This is a genomic window from Micromonospora inositola, assembly GCF_900090285.1.
GTDB lineage: Bacteria > Actinomycetota > Actinomycetes > Mycobacteriales > Micromonosporaceae > Micromonospora > Micromonospora inositola.
In genome coordinates, this window is sequence record NZ_LT607754.1 from 4,181,379 (window position 1) to 4,205,314 (window position 23,936).

General features: G+C 68.9%; 18 protein-coding genes and 1 pseudogene. 12 read left to right on the forward strand and 7 right to left on the reverse strand.

From position 1 onward, the window contains the following. Position 1: 1 nt before the first annotated feature. The 5 genes and pseudogenes from GA0070613_RS34470 to GA0070613_RS20040 all read left to right on the forward strand — a co-directional run. A pseudogene (locus tag GA0070613_RS34470) lies at positions 2-103 on the forward strand (hypothetical protein); the annotation flags it as partial. A gap of 3 nt (positions 104-106) precedes the next feature. Then, positions 107-382 carry a HEAT repeat domain-containing protein gene (locus GA0070613_RS33550; RefSeq protein WP_231929295.1) on the forward strand — a complete coding sequence of 92 codons (276 nt, stop codon included), beginning with the start codon at positions 107-109 and terminating at the stop codon, positions 380-382. Between the two features lie 283 nt (positions 383-665). Continuing rightward, positions 666-1,127, forward strand: coding sequence for an SRPBCC family protein (locus tag GA0070613_RS20030; RefSeq protein ID WP_089013694.1), 462 nt, complete (start codon positions 666-668; stop codon positions 1,125-1,127). Further along, a complete protein-coding gene (locus tag GA0070613_RS20035) occupies positions 1,124-1,474 on the forward strand; it encodes an ArsR/SmtB family transcription factor (RefSeq protein ID WP_089013695.1) in 351 nt (116 codons plus the stop codon). The genes GA0070613_RS20030 and GA0070613_RS20035 overlap by 4 nt, the downstream gene beginning before the upstream one ends. Before the next feature lie 32 nt (positions 1,475-1,506). After that, complete coding sequence (locus GA0070613_RS20040) at positions 1,507-1,950, forward strand: SRPBCC family protein (protein ID WP_089013696.1); 444 nt, start codon at positions 1,507-1,509, stop codon at positions 1,948-1,950. Between the two features lie 454 nt (positions 1,951-2,404). Here GA0070613_RS20040 and GA0070613_RS20045 read toward each other — a convergent pair whose 3' ends face one another. From GA0070613_RS20045 to GA0070613_RS20075, 7 genes are all read right to left on the reverse strand, one after another. Next, positions 2,405-2,770, reverse strand: a complete 366-nt coding sequence (locus tag GA0070613_RS20045; protein ID WP_157746402.1) for a hypothetical protein — start codon at positions 2,768-2,770, stop codon at positions 2,405-2,407. 245 nt (positions 2,771-3,015) lie between these two features. Next, positions 3,016-3,426, reverse strand: a complete 411-nt coding sequence (locus tag GA0070613_RS20050; protein ID WP_089013698.1) for a hypothetical protein — start codon at positions 3,424-3,426, stop codon at positions 3,016-3,018. Positions 3,427-3,576: 150 nt separating this feature from the next. After that, positions 3,577-4,341: a glycoside hydrolase gene (locus GA0070613_RS20055; protein ID WP_089013699.1), complete on the reverse strand. Its 765-nt coding sequence runs from the start codon at positions 4,339-4,341 to the stop codon at positions 3,577-3,579. Between the two features lie 107 nt (positions 4,342-4,448). Continuing rightward, a complete protein-coding gene (locus tag GA0070613_RS20060) occupies positions 4,449-7,277 on the reverse strand; it encodes a beta-L-arabinofuranosidase domain-containing protein (protein WP_089013700.1) in 2,829 nt (942 codons plus the stop codon). 13 nt (positions 7,278-7,290) lie between these two features. Further along, on the reverse strand, positions 7,291-8,760 hold the full coding sequence (locus GA0070613_RS20065) for a family 43 glycosylhydrolase (RefSeq protein ID WP_089013701.1): 1,470 nt from the start codon (positions 8,758-8,760) through the stop codon (positions 7,291-7,293). Between the two features lie 9 nt (positions 8,761-8,769). Then, the gene (locus GA0070613_RS20070) at positions 8,770-11,313 is read right to left on the reverse strand and encodes an alpha-L-arabinofuranosidase C-terminal domain-containing protein (RefSeq protein ID WP_089013702.1); all 2,544 of its coding nucleotides are present in this window, start codon (positions 11,311-11,313) and stop codon (positions 8,770-8,772) included. Between the two features lie 89 nt (positions 11,314-11,402). Then, positions 11,403-15,449 (reverse strand): family 43 glycosylhydrolase, encoded by a 4,047-nt coding sequence (locus GA0070613_RS20075; RefSeq protein ID WP_089013703.1) that lies wholly within the window; start codon positions 15,447-15,449, stop codon positions 11,403-11,405. Between the two features lie 343 nt (positions 15,450-15,792). Between GA0070613_RS20075 and GA0070613_RS20080 the strand changes: the two genes are divergently transcribed. The 7 genes from GA0070613_RS20080 to GA0070613_RS20110 all read left to right on the forward strand — a co-directional run bounded on the left by GA0070613_RS20080 (position 15,793) and on the right by GA0070613_RS20110 (position 23,914). Then, positions 15,793-16,773: an ABC transporter substrate-binding protein gene (locus GA0070613_RS20080; protein WP_089013704.1), complete on the forward strand. Its 981-nt coding sequence runs from the start codon at positions 15,793-15,795 to the stop codon at positions 16,771-16,773. Positions 16,774-16,890: 117 nt separating this feature from the next. Continuing rightward, complete coding sequence (locus GA0070613_RS20085; RefSeq protein ID WP_089013705.1) at positions 16,891-18,456, forward strand: sugar ABC transporter ATP-binding protein; 1,566 nt, start codon at positions 16,891-16,893, stop codon at positions 18,454-18,456. Then, positions 18,453-19,559, forward strand: a complete 1,107-nt coding sequence (locus tag GA0070613_RS20090; RefSeq protein ID WP_089013706.1) for an ABC transporter permease — start codon at positions 18,453-18,455, stop codon at positions 19,557-19,559. Before GA0070613_RS20085 ends, GA0070613_RS20090 begins: the two co-directional genes overlap by 4 nt. Next, the gene (yjfF, locus tag GA0070613_RS20095; protein WP_089013707.1) at positions 19,556-20,569 is read left to right on the forward strand and encodes a galactofuranose ABC transporter, permease protein YjfF; all 1,014 of its coding nucleotides are present in this window, start codon (positions 19,556-19,558) and stop codon (positions 20,567-20,569) included. The genes GA0070613_RS20090 and yjfF overlap by 4 nt, the downstream gene beginning before the upstream one ends. Then, complete coding sequence (locus GA0070613_RS20100; RefSeq protein ID WP_231929296.1) at positions 20,488-21,585, forward strand: LacI family DNA-binding transcriptional regulator; 1,098 nt, start codon at positions 20,488-20,490, stop codon at positions 21,583-21,585. The genes yjfF and GA0070613_RS20100 overlap by 82 nt, the downstream gene beginning before the upstream one ends. After that, positions 21,582-23,240 (forward strand): ribulokinase, encoded by a 1,659-nt coding sequence (gene araB, locus GA0070613_RS20105; RefSeq protein ID WP_089013708.1) that lies wholly within the window; start codon positions 21,582-21,584, stop codon positions 23,238-23,240. The genes GA0070613_RS20100 and araB overlap by 4 nt, the downstream gene beginning before the upstream one ends. Beyond that, positions 23,237-23,914, forward strand: a complete 678-nt coding sequence (locus tag GA0070613_RS20110; protein ID WP_089013709.1) for an L-ribulose-5-phosphate 4-epimerase — start codon at positions 23,237-23,239, stop codon at positions 23,912-23,914. The genes araB and GA0070613_RS20110 overlap by 4 nt, the downstream gene beginning before the upstream one ends. Positions 23,915-23,936: the final 22 nt, after the last annotated feature.

Consider the following 23,936-nt stretch of genomic DNA (forward strand, 5'->3'; position numbering starts at 1 on the left):
GCTACTGGCGCTGGCTGCCGCCGACGACCCGCAGCTGCGAGTCCAGGCCGCCAAAGCACTCGCGAAGGCGGTCGACTCCGATCCCCGCGTGACACCACGGCTCACGATGCTGGCGCAAGACGATGAGGCGGCGGTACGGGCGGCCACCATTAGCGGACTCGCCAGCGCCGGCGGCGAGCCATCGCACTGGGGGCAGCTTCTTGTCGAGTTGGCGGACGACCCGGACCCTACGGTCCGGCAGCGGGTCGCGGTTGTGGCGCGACATCTCGCGCCCGACGCTGCCCCGGACATCCTCCACCGCTATGCCAGCGACCCCGACCAGACCCTGCGCCGGCTCGCCGACACCGAGCTGAACCGACTGACCAACCCCACCACCCGCTAAGCCGACAACCACCGGTGATCCACAGGCGAATCGCGGCGCCCGAAAGACGAGCCGAAAAGCGTCCGCTCATCGGCTGACCGTGCGCAACCGCCGAGCAGCCAACGCGCGCTCGGCGGCAGATCAGTCCACGTGATCTCGGCCGTGGAGGACGTGGATCGGGCGTGCTCATGTTGGCCAGCTATCGGACCGAGTCGGGTTGTCGTCTCCAAAGCGCAACTGATGGTTGCACGAGCCCGACCTTCCGGGTACCGTCATGCGCAACCAAACGTTGCGGGAGGGTGTCATGGAGTTCGGAACCATCGAGCGCGAGATCTACGTCGAGGCGTCGCCCGAGATCGTCTTCGAGGTGGTGAGCAGTCCCGACCACCTCAAGCAATGGTGGCCAGACGACGCCCGGTACGACCCGACGCCCGGGTCGGCGGGGGAGATCGTCTTCGGCGACCGCGACGCCGGCGGGGCAGTGGTGCCGTTCACCGTCGTCGAGGCGCGACCGCCGCGGACGTTCTCGTTCCGGTGGACGCACCCGGCCGACGAGGTCGCGGCGGAGGGCAATTCGCTGCTGGTCACCTTCGACCTGACCCCGTCCGGCGGCGGGACGCTGCTCAAGATGACCGAGACCGGCTTCCGCGAGATGGGCTGGGAGGTCGCCGTCCTGGAGCAGCAGTACCAGGAGCACGTCACCGGCTGGGACTTCTATCTGCCGCGGCTGGCGCCGTACGTCGCGACGCTGCAGGTGCGGCCATGAGCACCGCGGTGGCCGAGAAGGTCGACGACGACCTCTGGTCCGCGATCGGGGACCCGACCCGGCGCCGGATGCTCGACCTGCTGCTCATCGAGGGCGACGGCACCGCGACCACGCTGAGTCAGCAGATGCCGGTTACCCGTCAGGCGGTGGCCAAGCACCTCGGCGTCCTCGACCGGGTCGGCCTGGTCCGGGCGACGCCGGCCGGTCGGGAGAAGCGGTACCGGGTGGACGACGCCCAGCTCGCCCGCGCGGTGGCCCAGCTGTCCTCGGTCGGGTCGGCGTGGGATGCCCGGCTGCAGCGGATCAAGCGGATCGCCGAGGCGATCCAGCGCACCCAACAGGACTGACAACGGAACTGACGAGATCAAGGAGAGTCGAGATGGTGGACATTCTGCACAGGGTCGGGGTCAAGACCCCGACGCCGGAGAAGGTGTACGACGCGCTGACGACCGTCGAGGGCCTCGCCGGCTGGTGGACCGACGACACGAAGGGGAGTGGCGACGTCGGCGGTGTCCTCGAGTTCCGGTTCCCGGTCGGTGGCTTCGACATGGAGGTCGTCGAGCTACGGCCGTCCGAGCGGGTGGCGTGGCGGGTGGTCGACGGCCCCGAGGAGTGGATCGGGACCACGATCGACTGGGACCTCCGCCAGGACGGCGACTACACCATCGTGCTGTTCAAGCACCAGGGCTGGAAGGAGCCGGTGGAGTTCATGCACCACTGCAGCACCAAGTGGGGCTCGTTCCTGATGAGCCTGAAGTCGCTGGTGGAGACCGGCGAGGGTGCGCCGGCGCCGCGGGACGTGCAGATCAGCGACTGGCACTGAGCCGGCGGGAGGTCAGCCCTGTCCGGCGTCGCCCGAGGTTCCGGCAGCACCGTTGGTACCGGAGGCGTTCCCAGGCCGGCACCGCCGTCCTGGCTGACTGGGAGTCGGCGCTTTGGCTGCACTGCTGGCCGGCACGCCACCCTTGCTTCGGTACGACCCCGTCGCGCCCGCCGCGCCGGGGTCGTCGGCGTGGTCACGGTCGGCCTCGTCGCCGGCGGCATCGGGCCTGCCGCGGTCAACGAGTTGCCCCGCCCGGCTTAGCGGATCGTCTCGACCGTGGTCAACGGCCCGAGCCCGTACAGGGCACGGCGCTGTGGCCATTGTCCACAGCTACTTACAGTGACTCGTCGCTGTGCGGCCTCGCAGCCGAGGGCCCCGACCGTGACGGACGCACGTAGCCGACACGCCCGATCGGCGGCAGATCCGGATGTCGGGGAACACTCCCGGCGGTTCTTCATTCATCGACCGTGATCTGGTCGTTGGGTCCGACCTCGGCGACGTCGAGCCCGTTGGTTCGAAGGAGGTCGTCCAGGAGTTGGCGCGACCCGGCGATGTAGGTCGCATCGGAGTCCACTTCGTTTGCGACCACCCACGCCCTGTCCTCAGGCCACCACAGGCTCGGCCCCCGGTTGTCGCCCGCGAAGGCCATCAGATCGTCGTCGAGGCTTCCGGTGAACCGGAGAAATTCGCGATGCGGCAGATGGAACATCGGTGCTCGCCGCCTCCAGGCCCCCGCCGCCGGCCAGCCGTCCCAGTGGGCAAACCAGCACGTGTCCGGCGTCTGGGTATGCCTGGCCAGCACGTTGCGGAGCAGCGGCAACGGCAGGTCCTCTTGGGAGACGACCCGCGCGAAGGCGTCTTACGTCGCCGGCACAACGTCGGGGACCCGCCCCCTCAAAGCCCGTCACCTCCTGGATCAACCAGTCGGCCGGACTCAGGTCGGTCAGGGGTTCAACGTCCTCGGGGCCCACCGCGAGCGTATCGGCATAGGCGCGGTTCGGATGTGAAGAGGCGCTCGCCGCACTCGCGCGGATCGCGGCAGAAGCGGACGTACGGTCAGCGCCCTCAACGGCGCGCCGTGAGGGGCACGAGGACGAGGACGGCAACGCCAAGTGCGGTGGCGCCGACAGCCCACCACCAGAAGAATCCCGAGAAGACCGAGGCGATCAGGAGCCCCATGCCGAGGCCGGCCAGCAGGCCGAGTCCGAACAAGGCCCGTGGGGGCAGGGCGAGGTACGGCAGGCGCCGTACCACGAGCACTTCCAGCCAGGTGCCGCCCACCGCCAGCAGTGCCGCGCCGATCCCGTCTACGGCGGATAGTCCGTGACCTTCGCTGATCGGCACGAGGACCCGACCTTCGTCACTGGCGGGGACGAAGAGGATGAGCACGCCAGCGACGATGAGCAGGGCGGTGATTGCTACCTGCGTGCGCGGCGCACCCCGGATATTTTGAGACATCGCTTCACTCTTGGTCATCCGCCATAGCCTCCGCAGGAGCCGTATCGCCGAACATCGAAGGCCGGCGGAAATCGCAGCGTCGTGATCCCGCCTACCTTGCCCGACCCGGCGCGATCCGCCGGCACCGACCAGCGGCATGTGCGTGCGTTTCTGCATCTCTGCGCGTGCTCACAGGTCACGGACGTAGTGCCGAATCCGCTCGCCGTGGTCGTCGGTCCTCGTGGTGTTGGGCTCGTTGAAGGGATTGATGGTGTCGATCTTGATGCCGTGCGTCCGCTCCACCTCTTGAACGACCCGGACCAGATAGGTGGAGAACTCGTCGATGCTCTCGATCCTGAGCTGGTCCTGGGTCGCGTTGAATCCGCCGGAGACGTAGCCGCTGACCGTCTGGAAATACGGCCGTGAGTTGCTGAAGGCCTCCCAGTGGGTGACGTCGTTCTTGATGCGGTTGATCCACCATCGCTGATTCTGGTCGGCGTTCCAGTTCCAGTGATCGGGGTTCTCGGGGTGCCACCAGTCCTTGTCGTTTCGGGTGGTACCAGCGGGCGCCCGCCACCACCCCGGGACGGCGCCGCCGGGGCGCAGGTAGTCGGGCACGTCGGGGGCGTTGCCACCGCCGATGTTGTAGCGGGCGATGTTGAGGTTCAGACCCTCCTCGCCGAAGAGCATCTCGGCGAGCTTCTCCCGGACCTCGTCCGGGTAACCACCGGTCACATTGACGAACCAGACGAGCCTCGTGCCCCAGCCTTCATACGGCTGCCCCTGATAGGACGGGTCGGGGCGTACCGTGACAGCCGGCAGCGACGCGGTCGGCGACGCCGCGGCCCGTGCGGCCTGCGGCGTGGCGGTCGCCGTTGCAGCGATGACCGTGCCGCCCACCGCCATGGTGGCCGCGCTGATCGCGGCGAGTAGACGCCGCGTGTTTCGTCTCATCGGTAGCGCCTCTTCTCCTGTTGGTCGGCGGTGTGGTGGGCCAGAACTGGCCCCTTGGCAGTACGGCCAACCCCATGGGTACTGCACCGAGTGATGGCAGAGCGCGTTCAGGGCACGAATTGCGCGCACTTGGCTGTGGCGAGGATGGTGCTGCGGTCACCGGCCGACAGCAAGCCGTCGGTCACCCAGGAGCTGGTTAGGCTTTCCAGCTTCTTGAGCAGTTCGGTCTTGCTGCCATAGGGCGCGCCCGACCACAGCTCGTCCAGCAAGGAGACACCGTTGGCGCGTACGGGGTTCGCCACGCCGGAGTCACGCCCGCCGAACACCACGATCGGTTCGGAGCGCCGGAAGTAGACGTGTGTCGGGTCCTCGGTGCCCTCGTGGAACGGCGCGAGCTCGCGGCCGTCGAGAGTGAAGTGCAGCGGCTTTCCCTCGACCGGGGTCAGGCTCGGCAGCAGATCACCCGAGAGTGCGGCGTTGCGGTAGAGCCCGACCGACAGGTACGAGCGGCTGGCGTCCCGGACCGCGAGGTTGACCGGACCGTAGAAGAGTGACTGCAGCGACCGGTCGTCGAGGGCGGCCTCGGTCCGCACGGTGAAGGGGAGCGAGATCGTCACGACGTCGCCGCTGCGCCACGTCCGCGCCACCCGCAGGTACGTCCGGGGCACCGCGTCGAGCTTGAGCGCCTTGCCGTTGACCGCCACCGCGAAGCCGGGGCCGACCCACGCCGGCACCCGCACCATCAGGTCGAACGTGGCGTTCCCGGAGATCGTCAGCCGGGTGTCCTGCTCGACGGGGAAGGCGGTGGACTGCTCCACGATCACGCCCTTCGCCGCCCAGCGAAGTGTGCTGGCGACAAAGAGGTTGAGGTAGAGCGCCGACCCGTCCCCGGCCGCGAAAAAGACCGAGTCCTGATACTTTGTCGCGCTTTCCATCCCCGTGCCCTCGCAGCAGGTCGTGCCCTGCTTCGGGGTGTAGTCGCGAACGTGCCCGGGGGTGAGCCCGATGAAGTACGTCGTGAGCGGCTTCTCCGCGTCGGCCTTGTCCTGCTTGGACCCCAGCACCTGGTTGAACAGCGCCCGCTCGTAGTACTCCATGTACTTGGGGTTCTGCTCATGGAAGAAGAGCATTCGGCTCAACTTGAGCATGTTGTGGGCGCAGCAGGTTTCTGCGTTGGTGTCGCTGATCGTGCCCGCGATGCGGCCGCTCACGCGCCAGAACTCTCCGGTGCTCGTGCCGCCGATCGAGTACATCCGCGCGGGGACCACCATGTTCCAGAAGCCCCTGGCCGCGGCGAGGTAGCGGTCCTCGCCGGTCTCATCGTGCAGCCGTACCAGCCCGGTGAGGATGGGGATGTGCTGGTTGGCGTGCAGCCCGTCGAGGATGTCCTGCGCTCCGGCGCAGCTGTCGATGAGCCGGTTGAGGTCGAAGAGCTTGGCCAGCGCGACGTGCTCGGCCTTGCCGGTGAGCGCGTGCAGGTCGCAGATGGCCTCGACGATGCCGCCGTACTCGCCGCTGGAGAAGATGCCCCACATCCGCTGCAGGGTCGCGGCGGGCAACTTCGACAGCCGCGAGTACATCCAGTCGCACATCCCCTCGGCCAGGTCGAGCGCCCGCAGGTCGCCGGTGGCCAGGTACGCGTCGAGCAGCCCACGCAGGATCTTGTGCGCCGTGTAGTACGGCGCCCAGACGACGAAGTAGTTGGACGCCGTCATGGTCTCGAGGGTGATGAACTGCGTCTCCGGGTATGCCGCGAGGAAGCCCGGGTGGCTGGGCCCGCCCCACGTGCGCAGCCAGGTGGCGTGCTGGGCGCGCCCCGAGAAGTCGTGCAGCACCTGCCCGTCGGGCTCGTCCAGGTCGTAGGAGGCGAGGTCACCCCGACCGGCGGGCGCTGCGGACGCGGGCTGCGTCCGCAGCGCCGCCACCTCGGCGTCGGTGAGGGCCCGGGACCAGAGATTGACGTCGTCGAAGGCGCCGGCGTAGACCGGGTCGGGGTAGAGCGACTGGCCGAGCCAGTAGTTCCTGAGCTGACCGAGCTGGGCGGGGCCGAGCGTCATCGCGGTGTTGCGCCCGGCGACGACGCCGTTGACGTAGAGGGTGGCGACCGTGTCGGCCAGGGTGAGCGCGACGTGGCTCCACTCGCCGACCGGCAGGGCGACGTTGGCGTTGATGCCCTGCTCCCGGCCGGCGCCCCCGGTGGTGATCGCGAACCGGGGCAGGCCGTTCTGGTTCCGCGCGGCCAGGTACATGTACCGAGTGGTGTCGTTGCCGAAGTCGAAGATCCGCGCCCACGCCGCACCGTGGCTGGGCCTCACCCACGCCGCGAAGGTCAGCTCCGCCGCGCCGCCGAGCACCGTGGTGGGCAGCTGCGCGAACTCGTACGACCCGCGCTGGCTCTCCACCGCCGTCCCGAACCGCCCAGGCACACTCCGCACCGAGGGCGACCGGTTGAGCGCCTGCCGGCACTCCACAAGGGCCCCGATCATGGTCGAGATGTTGTCGGCGAACACCTGCTCACCCGTGCTGGCGTACGCCTGGCTGAGCATGGACAGGAAGTGCCCGGTGTAGTGGCCGCGCAGGTTGCCGTTGGCCTCGCCGTCCAGGCCCTCCCAGCCGCTCGGCGCGACCGCGCCGAGCGTGGGCAGTCCCGCGTTGACGCGGAACACCTGGAGTAGCCGGTTGACGTCGTAGCCCCGCGCGTAGTCGAGCATCAGCGCGCGCTTGTCCTCGAACAGGCCGGACGAGAGCGAGACGTCGGCGAGGGCGAAGGGGCGCAGCCGCCACGCCGCGGGGGCGGGGAGCGCGGCACCCGACGCCGCAGCGATGGCGCTTGCCGGGGCCGCCGCGGTCCCGGCGAGCGACGGCAGCAGCGGCAGGGCGCCGGCCAGCGCGGTGGCGCGGAGGAAGCCGCGCCGGTCCAGGGCAGGAGTGTTCATGCCGTTCCCCTCCTCAGCTCAGCCAGAACGTCGACTTCGAGCCGGACGGCTTGCCGACCGTGAGGGCGCCCTTGTCGTGGCGGACGTAGACGCCGGGCCGATCGGACAACTCGAGGGAGATTCCGTCGTTGTTCGCCAGGCCCGGCAGCCTGCGGAAACTGGCCTGCGCGGCGAACCCGCTCCCGTCCTCGGCCGGATCGATCCGGAGGCTCGTGCCGTCCACCCGCCAGTAGCGGTCGGGGAAGTTCACCGACTGGATCGAGACGGTGCCCTCGCCGGCCGGCCCGGGCACGAACCGGAACTGGGAGTCGGCGAGTTCCCGCACGTCGGGGTCGACGCGCAGCAGGTACGCGTAGTGGCGGACGAACGCGGACGGGGCGTCCGCCGGCGACAGCCGCAGGACGGGTCCGCCCTTGCCAACCGGCACCCCGAATAGGGGAGTGCCGTCCTCGTGCCAGTAGAGCCGCTGGACGCGGGCGTGCCGGTTCGGGTCGTAGAGCGGGTCGCCGACGATGTCCCGGTAGTCCCGGTCGTGGTAGACGAGCAAGTCCGTTTCGCCGTCCTCGGCGACGGTGAAGTTGTTGTGGCCCGGGCCGTACTGGCCGGTCTGCTCGTTTGTGGTGAACACGGGGTCCGGGCTCTTGCTCCAGGTGGCCGGGTCGAGCAGGTTGGCGCGGGCGTCCGCGGTGAGCAACCCCATGCAGTAGCGGGGGTCGGTGGCGCTGGCCGAGAAGGTGACGAAGATCCGGCCGTTGCGCGTGATCACCGCCGGTCCCTCGTTGACCCGGAAGCCCTGGACCTCCCACGCTTTCGTCGGCGTGGCGATCCGGGCCGGTGTGCCGATGATGGTGAACGGCGAGGTCATCCGGGCGATGTAGAGGCTGCTGTTGACGTTGATCTCCGGCTCGCTCTGCGCCCAGACGAGGTAGCGCTGCCCGTCGTGCTCGAAGGTGGTGGCGTCGAGCGCGAAGCTGTCCCACGGCGTGATGATCTGGCGCGGTGACGACCAGCCGCTGACGTCGCGGGGGTCGGCGGCGATCGACTCCATGACGTACATCCGGATCCGGAAGACGTCGTCGGAGTCGCCGGCCGCGAAGTAGAGATACCAGCGGCCGTCGATCCGGTGCAGCTCCGGCGCCCAGATGTGGCCGCCCATCTTCCCGCTGGCCGGACGACGCCACACCACCGTCTCCGCGGCGCTGCCCAGCCCTTCAATCGTCGGCGAGGCGCGGACGATGAGCCGGTCGTACTCCGGGACGGAAGCGGTGAAGTAGTAGAGGCCGTCGGTGCGCGGCGTGACGAACGGGTCGGCCCGCTGCCAGACGAGGGGGCTGGTGGTCGGGGCGCCGTAGATGTCGGCGTCCGTGGGCGTGGGCGGGGGCGTTGCCCAAGCATCCTCGCCGACGGCGGGCAGGATTAGCCCAGTCGCCGCCACGCCGAGGCCGCCGCGCAGGAGAGTACGTCGGGTGAGGTGCATGCTCATCTGCGGCTCCTACCTGGTCTGCACTCGGATGAAGGTCACCGAGTTGGGCTCGAAGATCCGGGTGAAGGTGGTCGCGACGCCCTTGATCGTGCTGGTCACCGGCTTGATCGGCTGCGCCGTGCGGGTGTTGAGCTGCTGCGGGTCACCGCTGATGACGGTCATTTGCGCCTTGTCCATCACCCGCACGCCGGCCCCGAGGTTGATCGTGGTGCGAGCCGGGGCATCCTGGGCGTTGACGACCTTGATGATCAGCTGCTTGGCCGCGACGTCGCGGGTGACGACCTGGGCGAAGGGCTCGGTGACGGCGTTGTCGTCGAAGCTGCCCCACACCTGCCCGTCGAGCAGCAGGGTGACCTTGGTGTCGCGGATCTGGATCTTGACGTCGTACGTGCGGCCGGTCTCGATGGTGTTGGGCTTGGCGATCAGCGTGGTCTTGCCGCCGTTGACAGCCTTCTCCACCGCGCCCTGGGTGTTGTTCCAGCCGCCGAGGTTCCACCAGTAGTAGTTGCCGGAGTCCTTCACCCCGAAGCCGACCAGGAAGCCCTCGGCACCGGAGAGCTTGGTCGCCTTGACGCTGAGGTCGTAGTCGCGCCAGCTCTCGTCACCCGCCTCAACCATGGTGTTCTCCGCCCCCGTGTCGGACTGGACGTAGGCGCCGTCCACGACCGACCAGACGCCGCGGCCTGCGATCGGCGTCCACCGGTCGGCTCCGTTGGAGAGGTCGTCGCTGAAGAGCGTTGTGCCGTCGGCCGAGGTGACCGCCACGTCGTCGTACCTGGCCGCGGTCCGCCACGTGGACAGGCCGACCGCGCCGGTGACGGGTTCGGGTTCCTTTACCGCGCCGCTGGAGGTGCTCGGCACGACCTGGTCACCGACGTTGGTCATGAACAGCTTCTGCACCTCGTAGTTGGCCGAGCCCCAGGACTGGTCGTTGTCGAACCAGATCAGGTCCGGCCGCCATTGGACATAGTCGATGTTGGCGAGCAGCGGCGCGTAGGACGCCATCGTCACTACATCGGCGTTGCGCTCCAGGCCGGTCAGGTACGCGCCCTCGGCGAGCGCGTTGGAGAGCTTGTTGTCCCACGACGCGTACTCGCCCAGCCACACCTTGGCGCCGGAGCGGTCGTAGCTGTCGTAGCGCTTGTTGTTCTGCAGGAACCAGCTCGGGTCGTTGTAGTAGTGCTCGTCGACCATCTCCACGCCGTTGGCCCGGTTGAGCTCCCAGGCCCGGTCGAACGTCGTCCCCATGTCGTCCGGGCCGGAGTTGCTGATCACGATGATGTCCGGGTACTTCGCCGCGATGGCGTCGCGGAACTTCACGAAGCGGGCCATGAAGGCGTCGGGCAGGTTCTCCTCGTTGCCGACCTCGATGCGGTCGAGGCCGAACGGTGCGGGGTGACCCATCGCCGCGCGCTTGGCACCCCAGGTCGAGGTGACCGGGCCGTTGGCGAACTCGATGAGGTCGAGGGTGTCCTGGATGTGCCGCTGCAGCAGCGCTTCGTCGTCGACGGCCCGGTTCTGCCCGCAGCCGGTGACGAGCGCCGGCACCACCGGCACCGGCTTGGCGCCGATGTCCTCGGCGAACTGGAAGTACTCGTAGTAGCCCAGGCCGTACGACTGGTTGTAGCCCCAGAAGTTGGCGTTGGTGGCACGCTCCTCGACCGGCCCGATCGTGTCCTTCCACTGGTAGGCGCGGGCGCGCTGGTACCCGCTGGCGGCGTCGTAGCCGTACATGCTGCCGGTGTTGACGATGCACCCGCCGGGGAAGCGCACGAAGCCCGGGCGCAGGGCGGCGATCTTCTCGGCGAGGTCCTTGCGCAGGCCGTTGGGGCGTCCCTTGAACGTGTCGCGGGGGAGGAGCGAGACCATGTCGAGGCGCAGGGTGCCGTCGCCGCCGGCCTCCACCGCCAGGCGGGCTGCGTCGGTCGTGCCGGTGGCCACGAACGTGCCGGTGTACCTGCGCCAAGTGTCGCCCTGGGCCGCGAGCTGGACCGGCGCGGCGTACGTCGTGCCGGCCTGGTTGCGCAGGGTGACGGTCAACGAGGTGCCGCCTGCGGCGTCGGTGCGGGCCCAGACCGAGAAGTCGTAGGTCTTGCCGGCCTCGATCGCAATACCGGTGTTGTAACCCGAGTTCAGTACGCCGTAGGTGCCGGCACCGGCGTTGTTCAGCGTCAGCTTGAGGTAGGTGCGGTTGCGCTCGTTGAGGCGGGCGTCGTCGTTGACGGTGGCGACGGTGCCGCTACCGCCGGAGGAGGAGACGGCGCTCCAGGACGTGAGGCCGGTGTCGGAGCGGTTGTCGACCGGAAGGTACTCGAAGGAGCGGTTCTGGACGAGTTCGGCGTAGAGGCCGCCGTCGGCGGCGCGGTTGATGTCTTCGAAGAAGACGCCGTACATGGCACGGTCGATGGCGGGGCCGCTGCCCTGGGCGTCGACGTTGATCGTGTAGTCGAGCGCGGTCGGTGTGTCGGCACCGAGCGCGGGGGCGCCGGCGTACTGCGCCGCCGTGCCAACGACACCGGTGACCAGGCCCGCGACGAGGCGGTGGGTGCGCATGGGTGATGGGCCTCCCTGTCCTGGGGTGGTGGTGAGTACCGGAGGGGGCGGACGCCCCGGAGATCGCGGTGACGTCCGCCCCCGGAGAGTCAGTGCGCCAGCGGCGGTACGCTCTCGAGCGTCGGGACGACCTTGGCGATCGTGCCGTCGGCGTTGAACCGCAGGCGGTCGATGGTCACCTCACGGTGCGTCCCGTCGCCGCCGGGTATGCCGAACCGGTGGTAGGCGATGTACCAGTCGTCGGTGCCCGGCACCTGGATCATGCTGTGGTGCCCGGTGCCGAGGATGCCGAGGCTGACGTCCTTGGTGAGGATCTCGCCCCGGTTGACCAGCCCGTCGGCCATCGGGCTCGTGGCGGTGGCGTAGCCGACGCGGTAGTTCTCGCTGCCGGTGTCGTCGATGGACCAGCTGAGGTGGTACGTGTCGCCCCGCTTGGCCATGAAGAGGCCCTCGCGGAAGCCGGTCAGGCCGGTGATCCGCTTGACCTTCGTGGCGTCGAACGACGTCATGTCCTGGTTCAGCGGCACGACGTACGCGTTGCCGTTGCCCCAGTAGAGGTAGCTGTGGCCGTCGTCGTCGGTGAAGACCGCGGGGTCGATCGCCTGACCACCGTCGGGGTTGGCGGCGACGAGCGGCTTGCCGAGCGCGTCGACGAACGGGCCGGTGGGGGAGTCGGCGACGGCCACCCCGATCTTGGCGTCGGCGCAGAAGTAGAGGTAGTACCGGCCGTCCTTCTCGATCGCGGCCGGCGCCCAGGCCCGCCCGTCCGCCCAGGCCACGTCCGGGCCGAGGTCGAGGATGGTGGGATGCTCGGTCCAGTGGACCAGGTCCTTGCTCGACCAGGTCTTGAAGGTCGTGCTGGACCAGCCCGGGTAGCCATCGGTGGTGGCGTAGATGTAGTAGGTGTCGCCGAAGCGCACAATATTGGGGTCGGCGTTGTAGCCGGGCAGGACCGGGCTGTTCATGACAACCGCCTTGACGGTCCAGGCGCGGCTGCTGCCGTCGGCGCCCGTCAAGGTGTAGGTGACCGGTCGCGTGAAGTCCTGGACGGACTTGTCGGCGGGGCTGACCTGGGCGTCGTCGCTGATCGCGAACTCGGGTGCGAGAGCGGTCAGGTCGGTGCCCGGCTTGACCGGCAGGGTGACGGTGTTCGTGTCGCCGTTGATGATGGCCGGGACCTTGAGCGCGTCCAGTTTCACCGCGCCGATGGCGGTCTCGTTTCCGGGCAGGGCGAGCACCCCACTGGCCGACAGGCCCCGGTTCCACAGGGTGAAGCTGCGCATCCGGCCCTTGAAGTAGCGGTCGGCGGTGTAGAGGGAGCGGCCCAGGTAGTTGGCCGTGGTGATGCCGCCACCGAGGTCACCCGGCTTGTTCGTGACGCCGGTGTTGCGTGCCACCTCGACGCCGTTGTCGTAGAGGCGGCCTACCCCGCCGGAGAGCGTCCAGGTGATGGTGTGCCAGCTGCCCCGGCTCAGGTCGCGTCCGGTGCCGATGTTCTGCTCGGTCGACCAGTTCCCGGTCGCGATGGCGGTGCGGTAGGAGTTGCCGGTGGCGAACAGGTAGCCGTTGCCGGCGCCGTTCGTGGTGTTGCCCAGGCCCCAGATGAAGTACGGCGTTTCCTGTGCCGGGTCGATCCACACCTGGGCGGAGACGCTCACGTCGGACAGGCCGGTCAGCAGGTTGTCCGGCAGGTCGACGTAGCCGTCGGTGCCGTCGAAGGTCATCGCGTCGCTGCTCCGGGTGACCCCGCCGTGGATGGTGGCGTCTCGGCCGTTGCCGGAGCTGTCGGCCACCGTCGTGCCGATGCCGCCGACGAGGTGGTAGTCCGCGATTATGCCCTTCCTGGTCGTCGGTGCCGGCGAGGGGCCCTGGCGGAGGCGGTCGAGCTCGGCCTTCGTGACCGGCAGGACGGTGCCGTGCCGCGGGTGGGCCGGCAGGTCGTAGCCGGTCGACATGGTGAACTGCCCGCCGTCGAGGTCGGTGGTCTCGAACGGCAGGTAGCCACGCCCGCCGAACTCGTCGATGAACAGGTACCACTTGTCCTCGGTGTTGCTCTTGAAGATCGTCGGACCCTCGCCCTGGGAGATGCCGGCGGTGGTGTCCGTCGCCTTGCCGATGCAGTCCTGGACGAAGTCCCAGCTCGTGCTGCGCAGTTGGGTCGACTTCTGCTCCAGGATGAACTTGCTGCACGGGGTGCTGGAGGTGTTGTTCCGCTCGTCCTTGGTGAAGCGGTAGTAGGTGCCGCCGTGTTTGATCACGGTCGAGTCGATCACCGAGTAGCCGGGGTCGATCCACACCTTGGGCTCGCTGAAGGTGCGGAAGTCGCGGGTCGTCGCGTACAGCATGCGGTTGTAGGTGTTGCCGGTGTGGGCGGTGTCCTGCGGTGCGTAGAGCTTGGCGGCCCAGAACACGACGTAGGCGCCGATGGTGTCGTCGTAGTACGCCTCCGGGGCCCAGGTATTGCCGGCGGTGTCGGGGGAGACGCGCACATGACGCTGCTGCGACCAGTTCACCAGGTCGGTCGACTCCCACACCTCGATGTACCTGCTGCCGGTGCGCTGGCTGGCGTCCCAGTCACCGTTGCCGTAGATCTTGAGGTCGGTGGCGATGAGGTAGAACTTGTCGCCCTCGGGGCTGCGGATGATGAACGGGTCGCGCACGCCCTCGTCGCCTGCACCGGAGGTGAGGACGGGGCGGCCGCCGTTGAGTTCGTCGTACTTGAGCGGGTCGTTCCCGCGGCTTGCCGCGAAGTAGATCTGCTCGCCGTCAGCGCTGCCCTCACCGGTGAAGTAGGCGAAGGCGTAGCCCTCGAGGGGGTCCTTCTTTGGCAGCGGGAGGACGGTCAGGGTGAAATTGCGTACGCCGCTGGCCGCACCCTTGGTCGCGCGTACGCTGAGGCGGGCCTTGACCGCGCTCGACCCGTACGGCGGCCGGGTCACCTCACCGGTGCTGCTGACGATGGAGGAGCCCTTGGCGGTCCAGCTGAGGGTGACGTCGCGGGCTCCTCTGGCGGGCAGCGTGATGTTGCCGCGGATCGCGTCCTGGTCGTGGATGACGATGGCCGCGAGGGCTGCCTCGACCTTCTCCTGGTCGGTGATGTCCTCGACGACGGTGACGGCGAACTCCCGGGTGGCGGCGTAGCCGGCGTACGACGCGGTGGCGGTCAGCGTCACGGTCGCGTTGCTGGATCCGGGTGCGGGACGGGTGACCACGCCGGTGTTCGACACGAGCGTGGGATTGCTCGACGACCAGGTGATGGTGGAGCCGCCGGCACCGCGGGTCGGCAGGCTCAGGTTCTCCGTGACCCCGGACGTGTCGCCCAGGTCGAGGGCTGCCGCGTCCGCCGCGGCCCTTCCGGAGGCGGTCTGTTCGCCGAGGGTGTGGGCTTCGTCGGCGGTCACGGCCCGGTCGTAGATGCGGAAGTCGCGGACCTGACCCTTTAGGTACCGGTCGGTGGTGTAGACCGAACGGCCGAGGTAGTTGGCGGTGGTGGTGCCACCGCCGATCGACCCGGGTGTGAGGGTGATGTCGGACTTGCGGGCGACCTCGACGCCGTCCTCATAGAGCACTGCGGTGCCGCCGCCGAGGGTGTAGGTGATGGTGCGCCAGCTGCCCCGGGTGAGATCTTGGCCGGTGGTCACGGTCTGCTCAGTGGACCAGTTGCCGCTGGCGATGGAGGCGCGGAAGGCATTGCCGGTGTTGAACAGGTAGCCGTTGCCGACGCCGTCGGAACCGGTGTTCCCGAGCCCCCAGATGAAGTACGGCGTGGCCTGGTCGGTCGCCATGTTGACCTGCACCGAGACGGTGATGTCGGTGAGGCCCCGCAGGATGTTGTCGGGCAGCCGGACGTGGCCGTTGGCGCCGCCGAGGCGCAGGCCGTCCGGGCCCTGCCAGGTCGCGTCGCCGCTGAGCGTGCCGTTGCGGCCGTGCCCCGAGCTGTCGGTCGCGGCCGTGCCGCTGGTCTGGGTCAGGTTGTAGTGCAGAACCAGGCCGTCGTCGAGAGTGGCCGCTTGGCTGGGCGGGGCCAGGGCGGTGACGCTGACCAGGCTGGTGACAAGTGCGGTGACGCCGGCGAGCAGGCGGCGGGTTCGGTGGGGCGCGGAGTGGCGCGCCGGGCGGGGCCGGGAAGGGGACATTGCCGGGCTTCCTCCTGGTGACTCGGCCGAGGCCGGGCGTCGGGACGGGTGGTGTAGCCGGGTGCTGTCTGGAGCAGTTGCGCTTGGAGGAACGCGCTTTGGCCTGCGAAGTGAGCGTTAACATGCTCGAAAGTGAGCGCTAACATACGGGCGGCCTCCGATCGTGTCAATACTCCTACCTGCAGCGACATCTTCCGTTGACAAAGAGGACACGAGGGGTTGACACCCGCGGATGTTAACGCTCACACTTCTGCGCCAGATGGGCAGTGGTTGCCAGGCGGCGGACCAGGAACGAGCCGCACGGCGGGGCCCACCAAGGCGTCAGAAAGTGGAGGAAAGTCCAATGTCGAAGAAGTTCCTCGCGGCCGTCGCTGGCGTGGTGCTGGCCGTCGGCCTGGCGGGATGCGGCGGTGACTCGGCCGCGTCCGGTGGCGGCGGAGCCGGAAACGACACCATCACCATGGGCTTCGCCCAGGTCGGTGCCGAGTCCGGCTGGCGTACCGCCAACACGAAGTCCGTCCAGGAGTCGGCCAAGGAGGCGGGGATCGATCTCAAGTTCTCCGACGCCCAGCAGAAGCAGGAGAACCAGATCAAGGCGATCCGCAGCTACATCCAGCAGAAGGTGGATGTCATCGCCTTCAGCCCGGTGGTCGAGACCGGCTGGGACGCGGTGCTGCTCGAGGCCAAGCGCGCCAACATTCCCGTGATCCTCACCGACCGCGCCGTGGACTCGCAGGACACCTCGCTCTACAAGACCTTCCTCGGATCGGACTTCGTCGCAGAGGGCAAGAAGGCCGGCGAGTGGCTGGTCAAGGAGTCCGCGGGCAAGAGCGAGGTCAACGTCGTGGAGCTGCAGGGCACGACCGGCGCGGCCCCCGCCATCGACCGTAAGGAGGGCTTCGCCGAGGCCACCAAGGCGGCCCCGCAGATCAAGGTCATCGCCTCCCAGACCGGCGACTTCACCCGGTCCGGCGGCAAGCAGGTGATGGAGGCCTTCCTCAAGTCCAACCCCAAGATCGACGTGGTCTACGCGCACAACGACGACATGGGCCTGGGCGCCATCGAGGCCATCGAGGCGGCCGGCAAGAAGCCGGGCGTCGACATCAAGATCATCACGGTCGACGCGGTGCACGACGGGATGCAGGCGCTCTCCGACGGCAAGATCAACTACATCGTCGAGTGCAACCCGCTCCTCGGCCCCCAGCTGATGGACCTCGCCAAGAAGGTCGTCAACGGTGAGCAGGTGCCCGAGCGCGTGGTGACGGAGGAGACGACGTTCACGCAGGAGCAGGCGAAGGCCGACCTGCCCAACCGCAAGTACTGAGGTCGGGCGGACTCCGCCCACCGGCGCCCCGCCATCCCCGCGGATGGCGGGGTGCCGCAACCCCGGCGTCCGGCACCGCAGCCGGCCATGGCTCGTAGCACGTGATGGAGGACCACGATGTCGGTGGACGCGAAGCAGGCACCCCTTGCGACGGAACCGCCCGCGCTCGTACAACTGCGCGGGATCTCGGTGGAGTTCCCGGGTGTGAAGGCCTTGCAGGAGGTGGACTTCCGGCTCTTCGCCGGCGAGGTGCACGCCCTCATGGGGGAGAACGGCGCGGGCAAGTCGACGCTCATCAAGGCGTTGACCGGCGTCTACACCCCGACCGCCGGCGTCACCACCATCGAGGGGCGGGAGGTGTCGTTCTCCGGCCCGGCCGAGGCCCAGGACGCCGGGATCAGCACCGTCTACCAGGAGGTCAACCTCTGCCCCAACCTGACGGTCGCCGAGAACATCCTGCTCGGCCGCGAGCTGCGACGGTTCGGCGCCATCGACGGCAGGGCGACCCGGGCCCGCGCCGCCGAGCTGCTCGCCGACATGGGACTCCACATCGACCCCGGATCCGTCCTCGCCGAGCATCCCATCGCCATCCAGCAGCTCGTGGCGATCGCGCGCGCGGTCGCCGTGGACGCCAAGGTCCTCATCCTCGACGAGCCGACCTCCAGCCTCGATCAGGACGAGGTCGCCGAACTCTTCCGCATCATGCGCGTGCTGCGGGACCGGGGCGTCGCCATCCTCTTCGTGTCCCACTTCCTCGAGCAGGTCTACGAGATCTCCGACCGGATGACGGTGCTGCGCAACGGCCGGCTGGTGGGGGAGTACCGCACCGCCGATCTCAGCCGGCTCGAGCTGGTCTCCCTCATGATCGGACGAGAACTCGGCGCGCTGGCGGAGGTCGAGCGGCTCGCCGGACAGGCCGGTGAGGAGGCCTCCACCGTTCCCGTGCTGCAGGCCACCGGAGTCGGGCGCAAGGGCTCGGTCGCGCCGCTCGACCTGCGGATCAACCGCGGCGAGGTGGTGGGCCTGGCCGGACTCCTCGGCTCCGGTCGCACCGAGCTCGCGCGGCTGCTCTTCGGGGCGGACCGCCCGGACAGCGGCCAGATGACCGTCGACGGCAAGGTGGTGCACCTGCGCAATCCCCGCGCCGCCATCGCCGCCGGGATTGCCTTCTGCTCCGAGGACCGCAAGGGCGAGGGTGTGCTGGCCGACCTCAGCATCCGCGACAACGTCATCCTGGCCATGCAGGCCGCCAACGGCTGGGCTCGGCCCATCCCTCGCAAGGTCAAGGACCAAGTGGTCGAGAAGTGGATCAAAGCGCTGGACATCAGGCCGACGAACCCCGACGCGCTCGTCGGCAAGCTGTCCGGTGGCAACCAGCAGAAGGTGCTGCTCGCCCGCTGGCTGGTCACCAAGCCGAAGCTGCTCATCCTCGACGAGCCCACCCGCGGCATCGACATTGGGGCCAAGACCCAGATCCAGAAGCTCGTCGCCGAGCTCGCCCAGGAAGGCGTGGCCGTGGTCTACATCTCCGCCGAGCTCGAGGAGGTCGTGCGCCTCAGCCACCGCATCGTGGTGATGAAGGACCGCACCAAGATCGCCGAGCTCGACCAGCACGCGACCGTGGACGACATCATGCGGCTCATCGCCCACGTGGACGAGCGTACCGAGGCGGTGGCGGCATGACCTCCACGCGCCCCCTGAACCGGTTCCGTAGCAGCGGACTGCTGTGGCCGCTGGTGACCCTCGTGCTGCTGCTGGCGGCCAACGCGGTCGTACGCCCGTCGTTCCTGGCCCTGCGGATTCAGGACGGCCACCTCTACGGCAGCGTCGTCGACATCCTCAAGAACGGCGCGCCCACCATGCTCATCGCGCTCGGCATGTGTCTGGTCGTCGCCACGCGGGGGATCGACCTGTCGGTGGGCGCGATCGTCGCCATCTCCGGTGCGGTCACCTGCTCCTATATCGCGGGTGCGGCCGACCCCACCAGCGCCGGGGCCGCCCTGGCCGGCATGGGGATCGCGTTGGCGCTGTGCGCCGTGCTCGGCCTGTGGAACGGCTTTCTCGTCGCCGCCCTGCGTATCCAGCCCATCATCGCGACGCTCGTGCTCATGACGGCCGGGCGGGGCATCGCGATGCTCATCACCGACGGCCAGATCATCACCGTACGCAACCCGACGTTCCGCACAGTCGGCGCCGGCTTCCTGGTGCTGCCCGTCTCGATCCTCATCGCCGTCGCCGTGTTCGTGCTCGTCGCCCTCCTGACCAGAAGGACGGCGCTGGGCCTGCTCATCGAGTCCGTCGGCATCAACCCCGAGGCCAGCCGGCTGGCCGGCCTGCGCGCGCGCACGATCCGGTGGACCGTCTACGTGTTCGCCGCGATCTGCGCGGGCGTCGCCGGCCTGATGATCAGCTCGAACGTCAGCGCCGCCGACGCCAACAACGCCGGGCTCTGGATCGAGATGGACGCCATCCTGGCCGTGGTGATCGGTGGCACCTCGCTGGCCGGCGGCCGCTACAGCCTCACCGGCACCCTGCTCGGCGCGCTGATCATCCAGACGCTCGTCACGACGGTGTACAGCATGGGCATCGCGCCCGAGATCACGCTCGTCTTCAAGGCGGTCGTCGTCATCGCCGTGTGCCTCCTGCAGGCGCCCAAGGCGCGGGCCGCCCTGCTTCGTCGCACCCGGCGACGGCACGCGCCCCCGGATCTTGACGCCGAGCCCGCGGCCCGACCGAACACGCAGACCCTGACTGCAGCGATGGTGGAGAAGGTGGCCCAGCCATGACGACCTCAGCAACGCCCGTCAAGGGCAAGGCTTCGCTCGGGACGCTTCCGGGTCGCCGGTCGGTACCCGGCCGGGTCGTTCCGGTGATCGCCACGTTCGTGCTGTTCGTGCTTCTCTTCGGGGTCGGCGCCGCCCGCTACGACGGGTTCCTGTCCGGTCAGGTCGTGGCCAACCTGTTCATCGACAACGCCTTCCTCGTCGTCCTGGCCGTCGGCATGACCTTCGTCATCGTCACCGGCGGCATCGACCTGTCGGTGGGCGCGGTTGTCGCGCTGTCGACGATGGTGGCCGCGGCCGGCCTGCGGGCTGGGCTTCCGGCGCCGCTCGTGGTGCTGCTGGTGCTGGCCATGGGATCGACGCTCGGCCTGCTCATGGGCCTGGTCATCCATTACTTCGAGATCCAGCCGTTCATCGTGACGCTCGCCGGCTTGTTCCTCGCCCGGGGCCTGTGCTTCGTCGTCGGCGTGGAGTCGATCTCGATCAAGGACCCGACCTTCCGCACCTTCGCCACCGCGGCGATCCCGCTGTCCGACAACGTCTCGATCACCTGGAGCGTGGTGATCGCCCTGGCCATCGTGGCGGTAGGCGTCTGGGTGCTGCACCGAACCCGGCTCGGCCGTACGGCGTACGCGGTCGGCGGCAACGAGAACTCGGCGATGCTGATGGGCCTACCGGTCGCCAAGGTAAAGGTTGGCGTCTACGTCATCAGCGGGCTCTGCTCCGCGATCGCCGGACTTCTTCTCGCCCTCTACATGCTCTCCGGCTACGGCCTGCACGCCGTCGGCATGGAACTGGACGCCATCGCCTCCGTCGTGATCGGCGGCACGCTGCTCTCCGGCGGCGTCGGTTACGTCCTCGGCTCGCTGCTCGGGGTTCTCGTCCTGGGTGTCATTCAGACACTGATCTCGTTTCAAGGCACGCTGAGCTCATGGTGGACAAAGATCGCGATCGGAACGCTGCTGCTCCTCTTCATCGTGATGCAGCGGGTCTTCATGCGGAGGCAGCCGTGACGGAGGCTGTCAAGGCCCCGGTGATGGCCGACGTCGCTCGCCTCGCGGGCGTATCGCACCAGACCGTGTCCCGGGTCATCAACGGGTCGCCCAGCATCAAGCCGGAGACACGAAAGCGCGTGCTACAGGCCATCGAGCGCCTCGGCTACCGTCCCAACACCGCCGCCCGCGCCCTGGTGCGCGGACGCTCCGGGATGATCGGCATCATCGGCACCGCCAGGACGTTGTTCGGTCCCACGAGTATCCATCGGAGCGTCGAGGACGCCGCCCGCGCCGCCGGGTACTTCGCCACCTCCGTGAGCCTGTCCGAGGTGACGCGGCGGGCCCTCGACGACGCCAACGACCACCTCATGCGGGTCGGCGTGGAGGGCATCGTCATGATCGCCGGCCACGACGAGGCTCTCGAGGTGGTGCGCAAGCAGCGCTCCGGCGTCCCCTTCGTCGTCGTGGAGGGAGACCTGTCCAAGGCGTCCCTCAGCGTCGGCGTCGACCAGGTGCTCGGCGCCCGGATGGCAACCGAGCACCTCCTGAAGCTCGGGCACCGCGAGATCGTGCACGTCAGCGGTCCGCTCAACTGGGCCGAGGCGCGCGCCCGTGTCGAGGGCTGGCGCCTGGCGATGAGTGAGGCGGGGCTGCGCCCGGCCGAGCCGGTGCACGGCGACTGGAGCTCCGCGAGCGGGTATGCCGCAGGGCTGCGGATCTACGGAATGTCCGAGACCACCGCGGTCTTCGCGGCGAATGACCAGATGGCGATCGGTGTGCTCCGTGCGCTGCACGAGCGCGGCCGGCGGGTGCCGGAGGACATCTCCGTCGTCGGGTTCGACGACGTCCCCGAGGCCGCCTACCTCATCCCGCCGCTGACGACGATCGAGCAGGACTTCGAGGCCATCGGTCGACGTGCGATCGACGTCATCACGCAGGCGATCAACGGCGACGCCCTGCAGCCCTCGCCATTGGTCATTCCCAAGCTCGTGGTGCGCCAGAGCACCGCGCCACCGACAGGGACCAGCACATGAGTGAAGAGAAGTACGTGGTGGGCGTGGACTACGGCACGCTCTCGGGAAGGGCCCTGGTGGTCCGGGTCTCCGACGGCGCCGAGATGGGCTCGGCCGTGCACGAGTACCCCCACGCCGTGGTGACCGACGCCCTGCCCTCCGGCGAGGCGCTGCCCGGGGAATGGGCGCTGCAGGTGCCTCAGGACTACCGCGAGGTGCTGCAGGTCGCGGTGCCGCAGGCGGTGCAGGAGGCGGGCATCGACCCGGCCGACGTCATCGGCGTCGGTACCGACTTCACCGCCTGCACCATGGTCCCGACGCTGGCCGACGGCACACCCCTGTCCGAGCTGGACCACTTCGCCGACCGGCCGCACGCCTACGTCAAGCTGTGGCGCCACCACGCCGCCCAGCCGCACGCCGACCGGATCAACCAGCTCGCCGTGAAGCGGAACGAACCCTGGCTGGCCCGCTACGGGGGCGTGATCTCTTCGGAGTGGGAGTTCGCCAAGGCGCTGCAGATGCTGGAGGAGGATCCGGAGATCTACGCGGCCATGCAGCGATGGGTGGAGGCAGCGGACTGGATCGTCTGGCAGCTCACCGGCCGCTACGTCCGCAACGCCTGCACCGCCGGCTACAAGGGCATCTTCCAGGACGGGCAGTACCCCGGCCCGGACTTCCTCGCCGAACTCAATCCCGCGTTCGCCGACTTCGTCGCGACCAGGCTGGACCAGCCCATCGGCCAGCTGGGGGAGGCCGCCGGCACGCTGACCGGCCAGGCCGCGACGTGGACGGGGCTGCCCCCCGGCATTCCGGTCGCGGTCGGCAACGTGGACGCCCATGTCACGGCAGCCGCAGCCAACGCGCTCGACCCCGGGCAGATGGTCGCCATCATGGGCACCTCCACCTGCCACATCATGAACGGCCGCGAGCTACGCGTCGTGCCTGGCATGTGCGGCGTAGTGGACAACGGCATCGTCAAGGGGCTCTGGGGCTACGAGGCCGGCCAGAGCGGTGTGGGCGACATCTTCGCGCACTTCGTACGGACGCACGTGCCGGCCAGCTACACCTCGCAGGCCCAGGCCGAAGGATTGAGTGTCCACGAGTACCTCACCAGACTGGCGTCGCGCCAGCGCGTGGGGGAGCACGGACTGCTCGCCCTGGACTGGCACAGCGGCAACCGCTCGGTGCTCGTCGACCACGAGCTGTCCGGCCTGCTGGTGGGAGAGACGCTTGCCACCCGGCCGGAGGACATCTACCGGGCGCTCATCGAGGCCACGGCCTTCGGCACCCGCACCATCATCGAGACCTTCCGCGACGCCGGAGTCCCGGTCACCGAGCTGGTCGTCGCGGGCGGACTCGCCAAGAACCCGATGCTCATGCAGATCTACAGCGATGTGACCCGACTACCGCTGTCCATGGTCCCGTCAGGGCAGGGACCCGCGCTGGGTTCGGCGATCCACGCCGCAGTCGCCGCCGGCGCCTACCCCGACGCGCGTGCCGCAGCCGCCCGCATGGGACGGGTCGTTCGGGCGGCGTACCGCCCGAACGAGGCGGACGCGGCGGTCTACGACGAGCTCTTCGCCGAATACACCCGGCTGCACGACCAGTTCGGCCGCGGCGACAACAAGCTCATGCGCAAGCTGCGCGCCATCCAGCGTTCGGCGGTGACCCGATGAGCGTGATCCAGTCTGTCCACGCCACCATCCGGGGGCTGCGAGACCAGGTGGCCGCGTTGCACGCCGAGCTGCCCCGCAACGCACTCGTGGTGTGGACGGCCGGCAACGTCTCGGCCCGCGTACCCGGCGCGGACCTGCTGGTCATCAAGCCGTCGGGCATCAGCTACGACGACATCCGCCCGGAGAACATGGTCATCACCGACCTCGACGCCAACCTCGTCGACGGGGACCTGTCACCGTCGTCGGACACCAGCGCCCACGCGTACGTCTACAAGCACATGCCACACGTGGGCGGCGTCGTGCACACCCACTCCACGTACGCGACTGCCTGGGCGGCCCGGGGCGAGCCGATCCCGTGTGTGCTCACCATGATCGCCGACGAGTTCGGCGGCGAGATTCCGGTCGGGCCGTTCGCGCTCATCGGTGACGACTCGATCGGCCGGGGCATCGTGGCGACGCTCCGCACCCACCGCTCGCCGGCCGTTCTCATGCGCAACCACGGCGTGTTCACCATCGGGTCGAACGCCCGGGCCGCGGTGAAAGCCGCGGTGATGTGCGAGGACGTCGCCCGGACCGTGCACATCGCTCGCCAGCTCGGCGCGCCGCTGCCGATGCGGCAGAGCGACATCGACGCCCTCTACGACCGCTACCAGAACGTCTACGGGCAGGCGTGAGCCGCACCCCGACAGGAGAGCC

Bases quoted from the DNA above. Each gene is read 5' to 3' on its own strand.
- GA0070613_RS33550 (WP_231929295.1), top strand. From the start codon at position 107: ATGCTGGCGCAAGACGATGAGGCGGCGGTACGGGCGGCCACCATTAGC.
- araB (WP_089013708.1), top strand. From the start codon at position 21,582: ATGAGTGAAGAGAAGTACGTGGTGGGCGTGGACTACGGCACGCTCTCG.
- GA0070613_RS20090 (WP_089013706.1), top strand. From the start codon at position 18,453: ATGACCTCCACGCGCCCCCTGAACCGGTTCCGTAGCAGCGGACTGCTG.
- GA0070613_RS20040 (WP_089013696.1), top strand. From the start codon at position 1,507: ATGGTGGACATTCTGCACAGGGTCGGGGTCAAGACCCCGACGCCGGAG.
- yjfF (WP_089013707.1), top strand. From the start codon at position 19,556: ATGACGACCTCAGCAACGCCCGTCAAGGGCAAGGCTTCGCTCGGGACG.
- GA0070613_RS20050 (WP_089013698.1), bottom strand. From the start codon at position 3,426: ATGACCAAGAGTGAAGCGATGTCTCAAAATATCCGGGGTGCGCCGCGC.
- GA0070613_RS20110 (WP_089013709.1), top strand. From the start codon at position 23,237: ATGAGCGTGATCCAGTCTGTCCACGCCACCATCCGGGGGCTGCGAGAC.
- GA0070613_RS20065 (WP_089013701.1), bottom strand. From the start codon at position 8,760: ATGAGCATGCACCTCACCCGACGTACTCTCCTGCGCGGCGGCCTCGGC.
- GA0070613_RS20100 (WP_231929296.1), top strand. From the start codon at position 20,488: ATGGTGGACAAAGATCGCGATCGGAACGCTGCTGCTCCTCTTCATCGT.
- GA0070613_RS20070 (WP_089013702.1), bottom strand. From the start codon at position 11,313: ATGCGCACCCACCGCCTCGTCGCGGGCCTGGTCACCGGTGTCGTTGGC.
- GA0070613_RS20075 (WP_089013703.1), bottom strand. From the start codon at position 15,449: ATGTCCCCTTCCCGGCCCCGCCCGGCGCGCCACTCCGCGCCCCACCGA.
- GA0070613_RS20080 (WP_089013704.1), top strand. From the start codon at position 15,793: ATGTCGAAGAAGTTCCTCGCGGCCGTCGCTGGCGTGGTGCTGGCCGTC.
- GA0070613_RS20035 (WP_089013695.1), top strand. From the start codon at position 1,124: ATGAGCACCGCGGTGGCCGAGAAGGTCGACGACGACCTCTGGTCCGCG.
- GA0070613_RS20030 (WP_089013694.1), top strand. From the start codon at position 666: ATGGAGTTCGGAACCATCGAGCGCGAGATCTACGTCGAGGCGTCGCCC.
- GA0070613_RS20060 (WP_089013700.1), bottom strand. From the start codon at position 7,277: ATGAACACTCCTGCCCTGGACCGGCGCGGCTTCCTCCGCGCCACCGCG.
- GA0070613_RS20085 (WP_089013705.1), top strand. From the start codon at position 16,891: ATGTCGGTGGACGCGAAGCAGGCACCCCTTGCGACGGAACCGCCCGCG.
- GA0070613_RS20055 (WP_089013699.1), bottom strand. From the start codon at position 4,341: ATGAGACGAAACACGCGGCGTCTACTCGCCGCGATCAGCGCGGCCACC.